The following is a 16,108-nucleotide window of genomic DNA, read 5'->3' as shown; positions in this document are numbered from 1 at the left end:
TTAAAAGGCAACAAAATGTCCAAAATTCAAGGAAAAATATCACAGGTTATCGGACCGGTTGTCGATGTAACATTCGACAAAGGCATGTCACTTCCAAACATCTATGACGCATTAGAAGTGTTCAAAACAGATGGAACAAAGGTAGTACTGGAGGTACAATCACACGTTGGTGAGAATTCAGTACGTGCAATCTCTATGGACTCTACAGACGGATTCCGTCGTGGAATGGAAGTTACTTCAACTGGAAGCGCTATTAAAATGCCTACCGGAGATCAAATCAAGGGTCGTTTGTTCAACGTAGTTGGAGAAGCAATTGATGGAATCGGAGCTGTTGACAATTCAAATGGTTTACCGATTCACCGTGAAGCTCCTAAATTTGAGGACTTATCTACAGCAACGGAAGTGTTGTTTACAGGTATTAAAGTAATCGACTTGATCGAGCCTTACGCAAAAGGAGGTAAAATTGGTCTTTTCGGTGGTGCCGGTGTAGGTAAAACAGTATTGATCCAGGAATTGATTAACAACATCGCTAAAGGACACGGGGGTTTATCTGTATTCGCAGGTGTAGGTGAGCGTACTCGTGAGGGTAATGACTTATTGCGCGAGATGTTGGAATCAGGAATTATTAAATACGGAGAAGCATTCCTTCACTCCATGGAAGAAGGAGGATGGGATCTTTCCAAAGTTGATTTGAACGAAATGAAAGAGTCTAAAGCTACTTTCGTATTCGGTCAGATGAACGAGCCTCCGGGAGCTCGTGCACGTGTTGCCCTTTCCGGATTAACAATGGCAGAATACTACCGTGACGGTGATGGTGAAGGCCAAGGAAAAGACATCCTTTTCTTCGTTGATAACATCTTCCGCTTCACGCAAGCCGGTTCTGAGGTATCTGCACTACTTGGACGTATGCCTTCAGCTGTAGGTTACCAGCCAACGTTGGCAACTGAGATGGGTGCAATGCAGGAACGTATTACTTCCACAAAAAGAGGGTCAATTACATCTGTACAAGCGGTATACGTACCTGCGGATGACTTAACGGATCCGGCTCCTGCAAACACGTTTGCTCACTTGGATGCAACAACCGTATTGTCCCGTAAAATTTCCGAGTTGGGTATCTACCCTGCTGTGGATCCATTGGATTCTACATCCCGTATCCTTACTCCGGCAATTTTGGGTGAAGAGCATTACAACTGTGCTTCCCGTGTAAAAATCACATTACAGCGCTACAAAGAATTACAGGATATCATCGCAATCTTAGGTATGGATGAATTGTCTGAAGAAGATAAAATGATCGTTCACCGCGCACGTCGTGTACAACGTTTCTTATCTCAGCCGTTCCACGTTGCAGAGCAATTTACAGGAATCCCGGGTTGTTTGGTAGACATCAACGAAACTATCAAAGGATTTAACATGATCCTGGATGGTGAAATGGATAAGTATCCTGAAGCAGCATTCAACCTGAAAGGAAGCATCGAAGATGTGAAAATTGCAGGTGAGAAAATGTTAGCTGAAGCTTAATAAAAGACATTAGACGAAAGACACGAGACAAAAGACTACAATTCAGGTCTTTTGTCTTTAGTCTTCGGTCTTTAATCTAATAAGTATGCAATTAGAAATTATCACTCCGGAAACATTAGTATTCAAAGGTGAAGCAACTGCGGTTCAATTTCCCGGATTAGACGGATCTTTCCAGGTATTGAATAATCACGCACCGATCATCTCCGGATTAAGTGCAGGAAGCATTAAAGTGGATTTAGTAGAAGCTTTTAAAGTAACTCCTAAAACAAACCCGAATATCACTGCTGAAAACAATGGTAAAATCATCCATGTTGCGATCAAAGGTGGTGTTGTGGAAATGCAAAACAATAAAATTATCGTATTAGCTGAATAATACGCAGTAATAAACCAATAAAGAGGGGTGTGGAATTCGCATCCCTCTTTTTGTTAAGGTCTGTTATAAAACGTATTTTTGCATTAGTACATAAGATTCTTTAATTATTTTCGTTCTGTAATCATGAATCTACAGGATCAAATAGATTTGACAAACGTGCCTAAGCATATTGCCATCATTATGGATGGGAATGGGCGCTGGGCTAAAAAACAAGGGCAAGAGCGCTTATATGGTCACTCCTTCGGAGTTGATTCGGTTCGTGCTTCCCTGACGGCTTGTAAAAATATCGGCGTAAAATATGCTACAATGTACGCCTTCTCTACGGAGAACTGGAGCAGACCGCAGGATGAAGTAGAAGGACTGATGAGCCTGCTTGTTTTCACCATTGCAAATGAGGTCAATGAGCTGAATGCTCAAAATGTGCGTCTACTGAGCATCGGCGATACGGAAGGACTGCCTCAGGATTGTCAAAATGAGCTTTACAACGCCATTGAATCAACGAAAAACAATACGGGAGTAAACCTGGTGATTGCTTTGAATTATAGTTCCCGTTCGGAAATTGCAAAAGCCGTACAGGAACTAGCTTCCCGCGTAAAGGAAGGAACTCTGGATGTATCGGCTATTACACCGGAATTGATTAGTTCTGCCCTTTCAACCAAAGACATCCCTGATCCTGAATTACTCATCCGCACAAGTGGTGAACACCGTTTGAGCAATTTCCTGCTTTGGCAGGCCGCATACAGCGAATTTTACTTCACTCCCGTTTTATGGCCGGATTTCCGAGAAGAGGATCTCTACAAAGCCGTTCTTGATTACCAGTCAAGAGAAAGACGTTTCGGAATGGTATCCGAACAATTATAATGTATTCTATGAAAAATTTCCTATCAATTTTATTTCTTACGTGCGCTTCTTTGTCCTTTGGACAGGTCGATACTTCGGGCGTAAACACCACCACAAATAAAGTTGATTCTACCAGATCCACTGTCACTACGATTGGCGGCGGAATGGATTTCAGTTACTCCAAAGCAGAAAAATATATTTTAGGCCCAATCCGTATTGATGGTGCCGACAACTTCGATCCCCAGGCTATTAAACTCATTGCCGGACTGAAACAAGGAGAAGCTATTACGATTCCTTCAGACAAAATCAGTAATGCTATCAAAAACCTGTGGAACGAAGGATTATTCTCCCAGGTCTCCATCGAAGCGGAAAAAGAGATAGCGGGAGTTATTTACTTAGTTATTAAACTTACTCCACGACCAAAACTTTCCCGTTTCCGTTTTACCGGTGTTTCCAAAAGAGAAGTGGACAAAATCCGTGAAGAAGTAGATCTTTCTTCGGGGCAGACCATTACGGAGAACTTACTATTCAAAACCAAGAATAAAATCAGGGGGTACTTCCTGGAAAAAGGATACAATAACGTCAACGTAGCCATTACACAGGTTAAAGATACATTGATCAACAACTCCGAAATCTTTTTCATCAATATTGATAAAGGGAAGAAAGTAAAGATTAAGCACATTATTTTCGAAGGAAACAATTCCGTGAAAGCATGGAAACTAAGAAGGGCCATGAAGGACACCAAAAGAAGATCCATCATGCGTGTTTTCAAGCGTTCGAAATTCAATTCTACGGCATATATCCGCGACAAAGAAGCTGTTCTGGACAAGTTCAGAGCTGTTGGTCTGAGAGATGTGCATTTCGTTGAAGATTCCGTTTACAACATCAACAACCGGAATATCGGAATTTATCTCAAAGTAGAAGAAGGCCAGAAATACTATTTCGGAGACATTTCATGGATTGGAAATACCAAATTCGCTTCCGGGCTTCTGGATACCGTTTTGGGTATCAAATACGGAGATGTGTACGACAAACCGTTATTAGACCAGCGTCTTCACCAAAGTCCTGACGGAAGAGACATCACTTCGCTTTACATGGACAGAGGATACTTATTCTTCCGACTGGAAGCAGTTGAAACAGGTGTTAAAGATAACCACATCAACTACGAGATGCGTATTCTCGAAGGAAAAGAAGCACGTGTGAAAAATGTCTTCATTAAAGGAAATTACAAAACCAATGAACACGTAATCCGCCGTGAGATCCGCACCAAACCGGGAGATCTGTTCAGCAAGAATGATATTATCCGTACACAACGCGAGTTAGCGCAATTGGGATACTTTAACGAACAAGGTTTCCAGGTAAACCCGATTCCCAATCCACAGGACGGAACGGTAGATATCGAATACATTGTAGAAGAAAAGTCAGCAGATCAGATCGAACTTTCAGGAGGTTATGGAGCCGGACGTATCATCGGAACACTCGGATTGACATTCAGCAATTTCTCCGTAAAAAATATTTTCAAACCGGATTCATGGAGCCCGCTTCCAACCGGTGACGGACAAAGACTTTCTATCCGTGCACAAACCAACGGACGTATTTACCAGGGATATAACTTCTCATTCACCGAACCGTGGTTGGGGGGCAAAAAACCCAATTCATTTACATTCTACCTGAACCATACTTCGTTCTCAAACAGTGTGGATATCAAGAAAAGAGATCCGGAATATAAGGGAGTTGCGATTTCCGGTGTCGGAATCGGATTGGGAAGACGTAAAAAATTCCCGGATGATTATTTCAGCGCCTATTACGAATTGGCTTACCAATATTACGATGTACGTAACTACGCAAACCTTTTCCCGAGCTTTAACGACGGGTACGCAAACGATATCAGTTTGAAGTATGCACTTCAGCGTAACTCGATCAACTCGCCGATTTACCCGACAGAAGGATCCAAAATTTCCTTCACCGCAAAAGGAACGCTTCCCTACTCTTTAATGGGTGGAAAAAAGGATTTCAGCACCATGACCGCTCAGGAAACATTCAAATACCTGGAGTACTATAAACTGAAATTCACTTTTGAGTACTATTTACCGCTTACACCGGACAAAAAACTGGTATTGATGCCTCGCATCGGTTTCGGATACATGGGCGCTTACAATGCAGCGAAAGGATTAACGCCGTTTGAGCGATTCAATTTGGGAGGTAGTGGTCTTTCCGGGGTAAACCAGTTTGGAGGTCGTGAGATCATTGCTTTGAGAGGATATGACGACAACGCATTGTCTTCCGGTGGTGGTGACCCGATCGTTGCGAAATACACCATGGAATTGCGTTACCCGATCTCTTTGAATCCGCAGGCTACGTTCTTCGTACTGGCCTTCGCCGAAGCAGGAAATACTTATACCGGTTTCAAAACCTTCAACCCGTTCAACGTAAAACGAAGCGTCGGAGCAGGTGTCCGCATCTTCTTGCCGATGTTCGGTATGCTTGGACTGGATTACGGTTGGGGCTTCGACAAACTGGATAAGCACTCTTCCGGTTATGGAGGTACCATTGACCAATCCATCGACTCCAAAGGATTCTTCCCTAAGTTTACCTTTACCATCGGTATGAATTTGGGTGAACTTTAAAACAATAAAAATGTTATCTTCGTCGTTCTTTCAAATTTCGCCTATGAAAACTCTTGTTTTATGCTTGTTTATGGTCTTTGGCATGACCTTTGTCTCTTCCGCTCAGAAGTACGGTTATATTGACTCGGAATTTATCCTGGGGAAAATGCCGGAATACAAAGAGGCTAAGGATCGTTTGGATAAATTAGCCGAACGTTGGACCAAAGAAATTGAAGAGCGTTATGAGATGATCAAAAAGAAAAAGGAAAACTTTCTAAGAGAAGAAAGTTTATTGCCCAGCGAAGAAAAAACGAAACGCGAAGAGGAAATTAAAACATTGGAGTCGGAAGCCATGCAAATGCAGCAAACCCGGTTCGGAGTTTCAGGAGATTATTTCCAAAAACGACAAGAATTAATCAAGCCGATTCAGGATCGCGTTTACGAAGCAATGCAAACAGTTGCTTCTAAACGGAATTATAGTTTTATCTTTGACAAGTCAAATCAAAGCAACCTGGTTTATGCAGATAGCAAATTCGATATCAGCGACGAGGTTCTGAGAGAGATCGGTGTAAGCACCAAGTGATAACTAATAAATTGGTAAATACTAACCAATCATAAAAACAACAAACACAAAAACAAAAATGAAAAAAATCCTATTTGCCCTAGCACTTACTGTATGTGCAATCGCAACTACACAAGCTCAATCGAAAATCGGACATGTGAGATCTCAGGTATTACTAGACACCATGCCTTCCCGTAAAGCTGCTATCAAAGAAATCAAAGAAATCGAGAACGCAGGCTTGAAAGAGCTAAAGGATGCTGACAGTGCTATTCAGGTTGCTTATATCAAGTACCAGAAAGATGCTCCCGGGATGTCTGAAACAGTAAGACAATACGAAGAAAACCGTATCCGCCGCATGCAGCAAAACCTGGAAGAGCGCCAGCAGCAAATTGATCAGCAATTGCAGACAATGACTCAGGAAATGAACCTGGTTATTTTGGATCGCGTGAAGAAAGCTGTAGCTATCGTAGCAAATGCTAAGAAATACAACTACATCATCGATGAAAGTACCACACTTTTCTCTGCCGGTGGAATTGACGTAACAAACGAAGTAATCGTAGAATTATTGAAACTGGAAGCAGAAGCTAAAAAGACAGGTAAGTAATTATTATCCATAAAATTTATAAGTAGGGGTGGAAAATTTTCCGCCCCTACTTATTTAACACACTTTAATTACCATGGTAATTAATAACATCGTATATTTGCGGTATGAAACGCCAATCATTTGTAAAAGGTATGTTGGGATTTGCTGCACTCGGCGGGTTAACTTCTGTTGCTTCACTGGGAAAATTATTAAATGAGGAGGATTACACGTATCCGGTCCTGTTTATCGGCCATGGTTCTCCTATGAACGGAATAGAAAACAATCATTTCTCCGAACAATGGAAGAAAGAAGTCGAACATCTACCCAACCCGAAAATGGTGTTGGTAATCTCTGCACACTGGTTAACGAATGGAACTTACATTACAGCCATGGAGCATCCGCAGACCATCCACGATTTCGGCGGTTTCCCGGATGAACTGTTTGCTGTTCAATATCCGGCTCCGGGAAGTCCGGAATGGGCACAGCAGACCAAAGAAATGGTTAAAAGTGCAACGGTTCACCTGGATCACGAATGGGGGTTGGATCACGGGACCTGGACGGTTGTCCGCCACATGTACCCGAATGCCGATATTCCGGTGCTTCAGCTTTCCATTGACTACAACAAACCGGCTGCGTATCACTACGCACTGGCAGCGGAGCTAAAAGAACTTCGCAAGAAAGGAGTCTTGATCATCGGAAGCGGAAATATGGTACACAACCTGCGCATGGTTGCCTGGGACAAATTAAATACGGCAAACTACGGTTACGACTGGGCAATTGAAGCAAATGAAACATTCAACAAACTGATACTGGACCGGAACCACCAGGCTTTGATCGATTTCCAAAAACTCGGACAATTTGCCCAACTGGCTATTCCGACTCCGGACCATTATTTCCCGATGATCTATAGTTTAGGGTTGTCTGATACCAGGGATGAGATTTCAATATTCAATAACGAATTGGTCGGCGGGTCACTGAATATGACTTCCGTTCGATTTGGGTAAAACAGAAACGTTGTGTACTTTTGGACCATGTCAGTGAAAGGTCCAATTGGTGTTTTTGATTCCGGTTACGGAGGTTTAACCGTTCTAAAAGAAATCAGAGAAAAACTACCCGAATACGATTTCCTTTACCTGGGAGACAATGCCAGAGCTCCATACGGGTCGAGAAGCTTTGATGTGATCTATCAATACACCTGGCAGGCGGTTCAGGCTTTATTCGACCGGGATTGTTCATTGGTAATCCTGGCATGTAATACCGCTTCGGCAAAAGCTCTAAGAAGCATCCAACGGATCAAACTTCCGGAATTGTACCCCGACAGGCGCGTATTGGGTGTTATTCGTCCAAGTACGGAAGAACTCGACAAGCACACGAAAACCAAACATGTCGGAGTATTGGGAACCGACGGAACCATTCGTTCGAACAGTTATCAAATCGAATTGGCAAAGTTTGCACCGGATTTGGTTGTAAATCAGCACTCCTGCCCCATGTGGGTCCCTTTGATCGAAAACAATCAATTCGATACTCCCGGAGGCATTTATTTCATTCAAAGCGACCTGGTATCGCTGATGGAAAAAGATCCGAAAATCGATACGATCCTCTTAGCTTGTACGCACTACCCTATTTTGCAGGAACAATTACAGCGATTGCTTCCTACCCACATCGAAGTCCTGGCCCAGGGGAAAATTGTAGCGGAAAGCTTAGCCGATTACCTGGAACGACACCCTGAAATGGAAATCCAATGCTCGAAGGGGGGAACTGTAAGGTATCTTACGACCGAAAATGCAAAAGCTTTTAGTGAAAAGGCTTCGCTTTTGATGAATGACCAAATAGAAGCAGAACATTTAACCTTACATTAAACCCGGAATTCCTTGACTTTAGAAATAATCGGATATTTTTTAGCACTTTTTGTCGGGCTCGTAATCGGAACGCTGGGCGGAGGCGGTTCTATTTTAGCAGTGCCCATTTTGGTTGTTTTTTTCCGGATGGAACCACAAAACGCAACCGTGTATTCGTTATTCATCGTCGGGGTAACTTCCCTGTTCGGAGCAATCCAGCATTTCAAATCCAAGCTGATTAATCCTTTAAACACGTTATTGTTCGGTATTCCGGCCGTAATCAGTATTTCAATTACGCGGCTTTTGATCGTTCCGACTATTCCGGAAAAATTTCAACTGGGGAGTCTTAGTTTTGAGAAGAATACATTTATCATGCTGCTGTTCGCTATTCTCATGGTACTCGCATCTATTCCCATGATCAGAGGTCAGAAAGAACATCCCGGAACAAAAAAGAACAGGCCGGCTATTTTAGTAATCTTCGGAGCTATCATTGGTTTCATCAGCGGATTAGTAGGAGCAGGCGGCGGATTCATGATTATTCCTTCCCTTTCCATTTTCATGAAGGTTCCCATCAAAAATGCAATAGCCACTTCCATCGTCATTATTGCCATCAATTCCCTAAGCGGATTCACTGCAGAGCTTTTCACACCCAATCTAAAGTTAAATTGGGTAATCCTCCTTGGTTTTACATTGATCGCTACTGCAGGTCTGATTATCGGCTTGAAATTGAATCACCGTATCCAGTCCGCCAGGCTCAAAAAAGGCTTCGGCATATTTGTACTTTTAGTCGGGATCACGATCCTTGTAATGGAAATTCTGTCTATCCGTTAGAACAAGAGAATATTCAAACTGAATTTAGCCATAATATTGTCCTCCACTTTCGGTGAGATTACTCCACCTGCATAATGGTAGAATCCACCGATCCCAAATCCGATCCGGTTCAGAACAAGTACGTTGTTTGCAAGTAATCCGGTTTCAGCGTACCCTTTATCCAACGAATTGTAGCTAATCGAATGACGGCTCTGATCATCCTTGCTTCCATACCCGATTGCGTGGTGAACTGCAAATTGCGGAGCGGTCCATTTCTTGCCTGTTTTGATTGCTTTGAAATCAAAACGCGTGAATAAAGCGGCCATTTGCGGAGAATAATACGTGGATGCCATCATGGTTTCGAAGGTATTTGCTGCAGATATTTTCCACATTCCCCCGGTACCCTGTCCAACTTGTTGTAACAGCAAAGGTGAATCCCCATCTACCACTGTTCCCATTAAAACATAGGTGAATTTACCGACTGCACGCACCGGCACAATTTGCTGAACGCCCGCAGTAACACGAGTATAATCGATTTTAGCAGCTGTAACACCCGGAAGACTTTTCGTCACTTTCATGGTCAATATCGGCCATTTTGAGCCGAGAGAAACCCGCTTCGTTCCCAATGAAACAACTTTATCACGGATCGCCCAGGTCAATTCCAGGGAACTTTCCGCTATATCGTAATGGTCTATCGTGCCCATTTCAGGTTTCGTCCATTGGTACTGGTAACCCTCGGTAAATTCAATGCGCTGATAAGAACCGGAAAGACGGAACTTCATACGCGGGAAAACATAACCCGTGAATGCGATCTCCCCGATTCGTTGTTTATCCATCTGGCGGATATAAACATCGCGGTAAAATGAATTCAGCCTGGTAACAACCGGTTCCGAGTTCATACCCACACCACCTCGCTCAATGATGTCCTGCTGGTAACGCGCCTCAAAATCGAGGAAATATTTCGGAACCAGGGTCACTTTTCCGTAACCTCCGTATTTCCACATTTTATCCTTAAATCCATAAGCAAAATAACCTCCAACACGAAAACGGTCCGACAGCTTATCACTGGTTTCAAGCCCGATTCCCAAACGGAAACCTTCATAATCCCTGAAGTTTACCAATCTCAAGATATCAGCCTGGAAATATCCCAATGGAATTTTACCCTGCATCAGTGATTGAAGTGTTTTTAGTTTTCCTTCCAGGTTTTCTTCCTGCGAAACGCTGTCAATCACCTCGTAGGTTCTCAAATCCTTGTTGTCCAGATCGTATTTTCGTTTCTCATCCCAATGCGTGCTGTCCTTCTTATTCGCATCGCGGGCCGTTTCCACGAAGACCGCATTGAAGCGCTGATCTTTCAGATCGGCATCGAGCACCACTTTGTCAATATACGTATTCCCCTTTCCGACGAGATAGCCATCCTTCAGTTTTGAGTTAATGGTTAAAGCCGGAACCTTTATCTCGGTAGATAATTTATAGGGGAACCATTTCTTACCATCCAACAGTGTATACTCTTGTATAATGCGCGGATTAATTCCTCCTTTATCTTCTGCAGGTTCGGCATCCACTTTCTCAACTGCAAATCCTCTTGTATTGATGTACAGCCTTCCTTTCATTCCTTCGAAATTCTTATCCCTTCTCGGCTGAAAACGAATGGTATAAGTAGTATCTCCCGGAGCAGTGATAGTGGTGTCTTCCAGGATAAACAAATACCGGCGGATCGACCCCAGAGCAAGCGGGTTCAGGTATGAACGCCCAAGGATATCGAATTGGTTGTCGTAAAAATTGAACGACTGCAATTCATTTGCAAAGGTAGAGAACATAGGATCCGTAAAACCGGAAACACGGTACGCACTGATAACCTCCTTTTCTTTAAACGGCGGCTTAAAGTATTTGGTGGAAGTACTTTCCAATAAGAAAATGTGCTGCTGGTCAAAGAATTTCCGAAGATCCAATAAGTTCGTATCAGCAGTAGTATCAGAAATTTGCGCTAAAGCGTCCTGGTTGATCGTAACGACAAACTTGCTGTAACTATCGTATTTAAAAGCAAGATCGGATTTGGGATGATTCTTCTTCCGGTTTTCGATTGCCAGTTCCATGATGCGTTCCGCAGGATTCACCCCCGGCAAAATGGTTACTTCCTCAATTTCACTGGCCTGTTCGGTCATGTATACGATCATATCACCGGTGATAGTAATCGTCGTATCGCGAAAACTGGTCATTTTCAAAGTTACCCGTGTGTTTCCTGCCGGGTTTGTAAATCTTCCGTCCAAATCGGCCAGAAAAGGCTTTCCAACTTCCGGGTAAACTTTAACAAACGGAATAGCCGTATGCGAAACCTCTTCCCGGATCTGGATTTGCTGTGCGAAAAATGAATGCGATAAAAGAAGAGTAAATAAGCTAAGTAAAATATATTTCATGATAGTAATTGTCTTATCGGTAAGACAAACTAAATCAAAAAAAGTTACAGTCATTCAAAAAAAACAAGAAGTTTCACCGGACTTCCGTAATTTCGTAAAGAAGGATGAGCACTTTTATAGATCAGCGAAATATTATCAAACACATTAACATTCAGCGAGTTTGGAACATTGCTATGCTTCGTTTATCCTATGGAATGGCCCGTTTATTCAAAATCCAAAAAAATTGGGGAAAGCCTTTTGCATTAAGCATAGAACCGACAACTGCCTGCAACCTGGGGTGTCCGGCTTGTCCAAGTGGTTTGAAAGCATTCAGCCGTCCAACGGGGAAAATAGATCTTTACCAGCACCAAAACTGGCTTTCACAGGTTTCCGGTTCTGTTTTCTACATTAATTACTATTTCCAGGGAGAACCTTTCCTGCATCCGCAATTTTTAGAGTTGATCAAAGAAGCAAAGCGCAAAAAGATCTATACGGCAACTTCTACCAATGCACATTTCATTGATGAGAAAAAAGCAAAAGAAATTGTAGCCTCGGGCCTCGACCGTTTAATCATTTCCATTGACGGCCTGACGCAGGAAACTTATGAATCCTACCGCATACATGGAAACCTGGACAAAGTTATTGCCGGTTCCAAAGCTTTGGTCCGGGCTAAAAAAGAAGCACAGAGCTCCACACCACATTTGATCTTTCAATTCCTGGTTGTAAAAGCCAACGAACACCAAATTACGGAAGTACAGGAATTAGCAACAGCTATCGGAATTGACGAGGTGCGTTTTAAAACCGCCCAGGTTTACGATTACGAACACGGAAACGAACTGATTCCCAATAACGAAGCTTATTCGCGATATGTGAAGCAGAAAGACGGAACTTACCGTTTTAAGTACAAAGGCGGAAACAGCTGCTGGCGCATGTGGTCATCAAGCGTTTTGACTTGGGATGGACGAGTGGTTCCATGTTGTTTCGATAAAGACGCACATCACACCCTGGGAAGCCTGCAGGAACAATCTTTTGAAAGTATTTGGAAAAGCGAGGCTTACCGTTCATTTCGGAACTCGGTGCTGCAGGACCGCAACTCTATTGAGATTTGTACAAACTGCTCTGAAGGCGCGAAAGTATGGATCGATTAATCAATTATAAATTATCAATGGAATAATTATCAAGATGGAAACAAATTCTATTCTTGATAATTGATCATTCTTTCATTGATAATTTCCACCACATTGACATACGTTTCTCCAATTTCTTAACCCACTTTCAACTATATTTGCGAAAACATAAATAAAAGCCATGTACGGAAAAATGAAAGATTACCTTTCCGAAGAATTGAATGCAATTAAGGAAGGTGGAATATTTAAGAAAGAACGCATCATTACTTCTCCACAGGGAGCAAAAGTACATGTAAGTTCGGGTGACGAAGTAGTCATCATGTGTGCAAACAATTATCTTGGACTTTCCTCTCATCCTTCCGTTATCCAGGCTGCAAAAGACGCTTTGGATACACATGGATTCGGTATGTCATCTGTTCGTTTTATCTGTGGAACACAGGATATTCACAAAGAACTGGAGGCAAAAATTGCAAAGTTCTACGGTACGGAAGACACCATTTTGTATGCTGCTGCTTTTGACGCAAACGGCGGAGTTTTCGAACCCTTATTCGGAGAAGAAGACGCCATCATTTCAGATGAGTTGAACCACGCTTCTATCATCGACGGAATCCGTTTATGCAAAGCACAGCGATACCGCTATAAGCATTCCGACATGGCTGATTTGGAAGAGCAGTTGAAAAAAGCACAGGCACAGCGCCACAGAATCATCGTAACAGACGGCGTTTTCTCTATGGACGGCGACATTGCCAAAATGAACGAAATCTGTGATTTGGCCGATAAATACGATGCTTTGGTCATGACGGACGAATGCCACAGTGCAGGATTTATCGGGAAAACAGGCCGTGGAGTTCCGGAATACCACAACTGCCAGGATCGTGTAGACATTATCACCGGAACTTTGGGTAAAGCCCTTGGTGGTGCAATGGGTGGTTACACAACCGGAAAAAAAGAGATCATCGAAATGCTTCGCCAGCGTTCAAGACCTTATTTATTCTCCAACTCATTGGCACCTTCCATCGTAGGAGCATCTAACGCAGTATTTGATATTTTAAGTTCAACTACAGAGTTGCGCGACAAATTAGAGTCGAACACGAAATACTTTAAGGAAAAAATCATCGCGGCAGGGTTTGACATCAAGCCGGGTGATTCACCGATCGTTCCGATCATGTTATATGATGCGGCATTGTCTCAGCAGTTTGCAGATAAATTACTGCAGGAAGGCGTTTACGCAATCGGTTTTTTCTACCCAGTAGTTGCAAAAGGAGCAGCTCGTATCCGGACACAAATCTCAGCAGCACACAGCATCGCTGACTTGGATAAGGCAATCGCAGCTTTTATAAAAGTTGGAAAAGAATTGAAAGTGATCTAATAATATTCCCATAAAAACATACACGTAGGGGCGCGATTGATCGCGCCCCTACGTGTATAAAAAAAAACCATCGGTTCAATGGAATAAAAACTATCTTTGTGCGCTAAAAATCTAATGCATTCAGCATTAGTGGTTGAACAATTAACAAAGAGAATCTATGACAAGGTCTTTACTTGTTTTATTTTGCGCGGTATTTACGCTTTCTGCCTTTGGGCAAATCAAACGGGATGTATCCGGATATTACCAGGATTACAGAACAAAAGGTCCTTCAGAAGAAGTTCCGGTCCAATTGGTAAACAAAAAAACAGGTAAAACCTATCAATCCATCACGGATGAGGACGGTAAGTTCTTATTCAAGGCTGTTGAATTGTTATCAAATACAGATACAACTGTTTTTGAACTATCCGTTTCCAATAAAAAATACAAACAGGAAGTATTCACGATCAAAATTGACAATGATCATACCAATGAATACAAAATGGACCGGAAAAACCCATTCAAAACTTCTACAAAAGTTACCTGGATGTTCGACTGGGGAACCTGGAACGGGAAAGAAAATTACTGGTCGCATTTCACAGCCAAAGCAGTTTTAGTGATCTATGGCGGATGTTTGGTTTTAGTATTCATCTACTCTTTACTACAGCTTTCCTTATCAATCGCATACGCTAAAAGTAAAAAGCGCAAATCACAGGAAGTCAAGCCGGTTTACAACCCCGATACTGCTTTAACCGTTACGGTACAATTACCGATGTACAACGAAATGTATGTTGCGGACAGAATTATTGAGGCTGCAGCGGCATTTGATTACCCAAGAGACAAATTCGATATCCAGGTACTGGACGATTCAACCGATGAAACCAAAGACCTGATTGCCAAAAAAGTAGCTGAAGTGGCTGCTCGTGGTGTTCGTATCGAACACATTCACCGTGTAGACCGAACAGGGTACAAAGCAGGAGCCTTGGATTCTGCAATGAACAAAGTACAGGGCGAGTTTATTGCGATCTTCGATGCGGATTTCGTTCCGGAAAGTGATTGGTTGCAGCGTACCATGCCGTATTTTGAGACAGATGACAATATCGGAGTGGTTCAGACACGCTGGGGACATTTAAATAAAAATTATTCCTTACTAACAGAATTACAGGCATTCGGTCTGAACGGACACTTTGCTGCAGAGCAGGGAGGTCGTAATGCAGCAGGACATTTCATCAACTTTAACGGTACCGGTGGTATTTGGCGCAAAAAGTGTATCGAAAGTGCAGGCGGGTGGGAACACGATACCCTGACAGAAGATTTGGATTTGAGTTACCGTGCTCAGCTTCGCGGATGGAAATTCAAGTATTTGGAAGATGTCGTTGCTCCGGCTGAATTACCGATTACCATGTCGGCATTAAAAGCGCAACAGCACCGCTGGATGAAAGGTGGAGCAGAATGTTTCGTGAAAATGTGGAAAACGATCCTGACTTTTAAGAACGTAAGGCTTTCCGATCGTGTTCACGGGATGGCACACTTATTCAACTCATCGGTATTCATGTTCATTTTGATCATGTCACTATTGAGCTTGGTTGTACTGCAGATCAAGGACAGCTTCTCCGATTTGAATTATGTGATCCAATACGGTTCCGTATTCATCTTAAGCACCGTTTTCCTGATGTATTATTACTGGTTGGCTTACCGCGACAAAACGGATAACAAATTCACTTCATTCTTCCGTTTCTTAGGGCGTTTCTTCTTATTCCTGACAGTATCACTTGGACTTTCCCTGGCAAATACGATTGCTGTTCTGGAAGGATTCATGGGAATCAAAAGTTCATTTGTTCGAACTCCTAAGTTCAACGTCAGCAAGAAAAACGAATTCAAAGGAAACAAATACGATAAGAAAAGCATTTCTTTGATCACAATCGGTGAAGGAATCCTGATGTGTGTTTTCGGGTTTACCGTTGTAAACAGAGCCATCTACGGAGATTTGGGAATGGTTCCTTTCCATCTGATGCTGACTGTAGGATACGGGATTGTATTCTTTAATTCACTGAAAGAATTGAGACGGGGGGCATAAGAAGAAAATAAAAAGGTTCAAAGAGGACAAAAA

13 protein-coding genes are annotated in these 16,108 nt (G+C 42.6%); 12 read left to right on the top strand and 1 reads right to left on the bottom strand.

From position 1 onward, the window contains the following. Positions 1-15 precede the first annotated feature (15 nt). The 9 genes from atpD to QZT69_RS07350 all read left to right on the top strand — a co-directional run bounded on the left by atpD (position 16) and on the right by QZT69_RS07350 (position 9,151). Complete coding sequence (gene atpD, locus QZT69_RS07390) at positions 16-1,518, top strand: F0F1 ATP synthase subunit beta (protein ID WP_294672444.1); 1,503 nt, start codon at positions 16-18, stop codon at positions 1,516-1,518. Between the two features lie 85 nt (positions 1,519-1,603). Continuing rightward, complete coding sequence (locus tag QZT69_RS07385) at positions 1,604-1,891, top strand: F0F1 ATP synthase subunit epsilon (protein ID WP_294672442.1); 288 nt, start codon at positions 1,604-1,606, stop codon at positions 1,889-1,891. 123 nt (positions 1,892-2,014) lie between these two features. Continuing rightward, on the top strand, positions 2,015-2,752 hold the full coding sequence (locus tag QZT69_RS07380; RefSeq protein WP_294672439.1) for an isoprenyl transferase: 738 nt from the start codon (positions 2,015-2,017) through the stop codon (positions 2,750-2,752). Between the two features lie 8 nt (positions 2,753-2,760). Continuing rightward, on the top strand, positions 2,761-5,358 hold the full coding sequence (gene bamA / locus QZT69_RS07375) for an outer membrane protein assembly factor BamA (protein WP_294672438.1): 2,598 nt from the start codon (positions 2,761-2,763) through the stop codon (positions 5,356-5,358). A gap of 43 nt (positions 5,359-5,401) precedes the next feature. Continuing rightward, a complete protein-coding gene (locus QZT69_RS07370) occupies positions 5,402-5,920 on the top strand; it encodes an OmpH family outer membrane protein (protein ID WP_294672435.1) in 519 nt (172 codons plus the stop codon). A 58-nt stretch (positions 5,921-5,978) separates the two neighbouring features. Beyond that, positions 5,979-6,503: an OmpH family outer membrane protein gene (locus tag QZT69_RS07365; protein ID WP_294672432.1), complete on the top strand. Its 525-nt coding sequence runs from the start codon at positions 5,979-5,981 to the stop codon at positions 6,501-6,503. 104 nt (positions 6,504-6,607) lie between these two features. Then, positions 6,608-7,486, top strand: a complete 879-nt coding sequence (gene ygiD, locus QZT69_RS07360; RefSeq protein WP_294672429.1) for a 4,5-DOPA dioxygenase extradiol — start codon at positions 6,608-6,610, stop codon at positions 7,484-7,486. 27 nt (positions 7,487-7,513) lie between these two features. Beyond that, entirely contained in the window at positions 7,514-8,341 is an 828-nt protein-coding gene (gene murI / locus QZT69_RS07355; protein ID WP_294672427.1) for a glutamate racemase, read from the top strand. 12 nt (positions 8,342-8,353) lie between these two features. Continuing rightward, on the top strand, positions 8,354-9,151 hold the full coding sequence (locus QZT69_RS07350) for a sulfite exporter TauE/SafE family protein (RefSeq protein WP_294672423.1): 798 nt from the start codon (positions 8,354-8,356) through the stop codon (positions 9,149-9,151). Here QZT69_RS07350 and QZT69_RS07345 read toward each other — a convergent pair. After that, positions 9,148-11,547, bottom strand: coding sequence for a DUF5686 family protein (locus QZT69_RS07345; protein WP_294672421.1), 2,400 nt, complete (start codon positions 11,545-11,547; stop codon positions 9,148-9,150). The genes QZT69_RS07350 and QZT69_RS07345 overlap by 4 nt on opposite strands. A gap of 104 nt (positions 11,548-11,651) precedes the next feature. On the opposite strand from QZT69_RS07345, the gene QZT69_RS07340 reads away from it, so the two are divergent. The 3 genes from QZT69_RS07340 (at position 11,652) to QZT69_RS07330 (ending at position 16,075) form a co-directional block, all read left to right on the top strand. Further along, positions 11,652-12,674 carry a radical SAM/SPASM domain-containing protein gene (locus QZT69_RS07340; RefSeq protein WP_294672418.1) on the top strand — a complete coding sequence of 341 codons (1,023 nt, stop codon included), beginning with the start codon at positions 11,652-11,654 and terminating at the stop codon, positions 12,672-12,674. 160 nt (positions 12,675-12,834) lie between these two features. Beyond that, positions 12,835-14,022, top strand: a complete 1,188-nt coding sequence (kbl, locus tag QZT69_RS07335; protein ID WP_294672415.1) for a glycine C-acetyltransferase — start codon at positions 12,835-12,837, stop codon at positions 14,020-14,022. Between the two features lie 157 nt (positions 14,023-14,179). Beyond that, positions 14,180-16,075: a cellulose synthase family protein gene (locus QZT69_RS07330; protein WP_367242013.1), complete on the top strand. Its 1,896-nt coding sequence runs from the start codon at positions 14,180-14,182 to the stop codon at positions 16,073-16,075. Positions 16,076-16,108: the final 33 nt, after the last annotated feature.

It is taken from the genome of uncultured Fluviicola sp. (genome assembly GCF_902168135.1).
In the GTDB taxonomy this organism is placed as follows: domain Bacteria; phylum Bacteroidota; class Bacteroidia; order Flavobacteriales_D; family Crocinitomicaceae; genus Fluviicola.
Note: the sequence above shows the minus strand (reverse complement) of the source record. Positions and strands in the feature narration are given on the sequence as shown.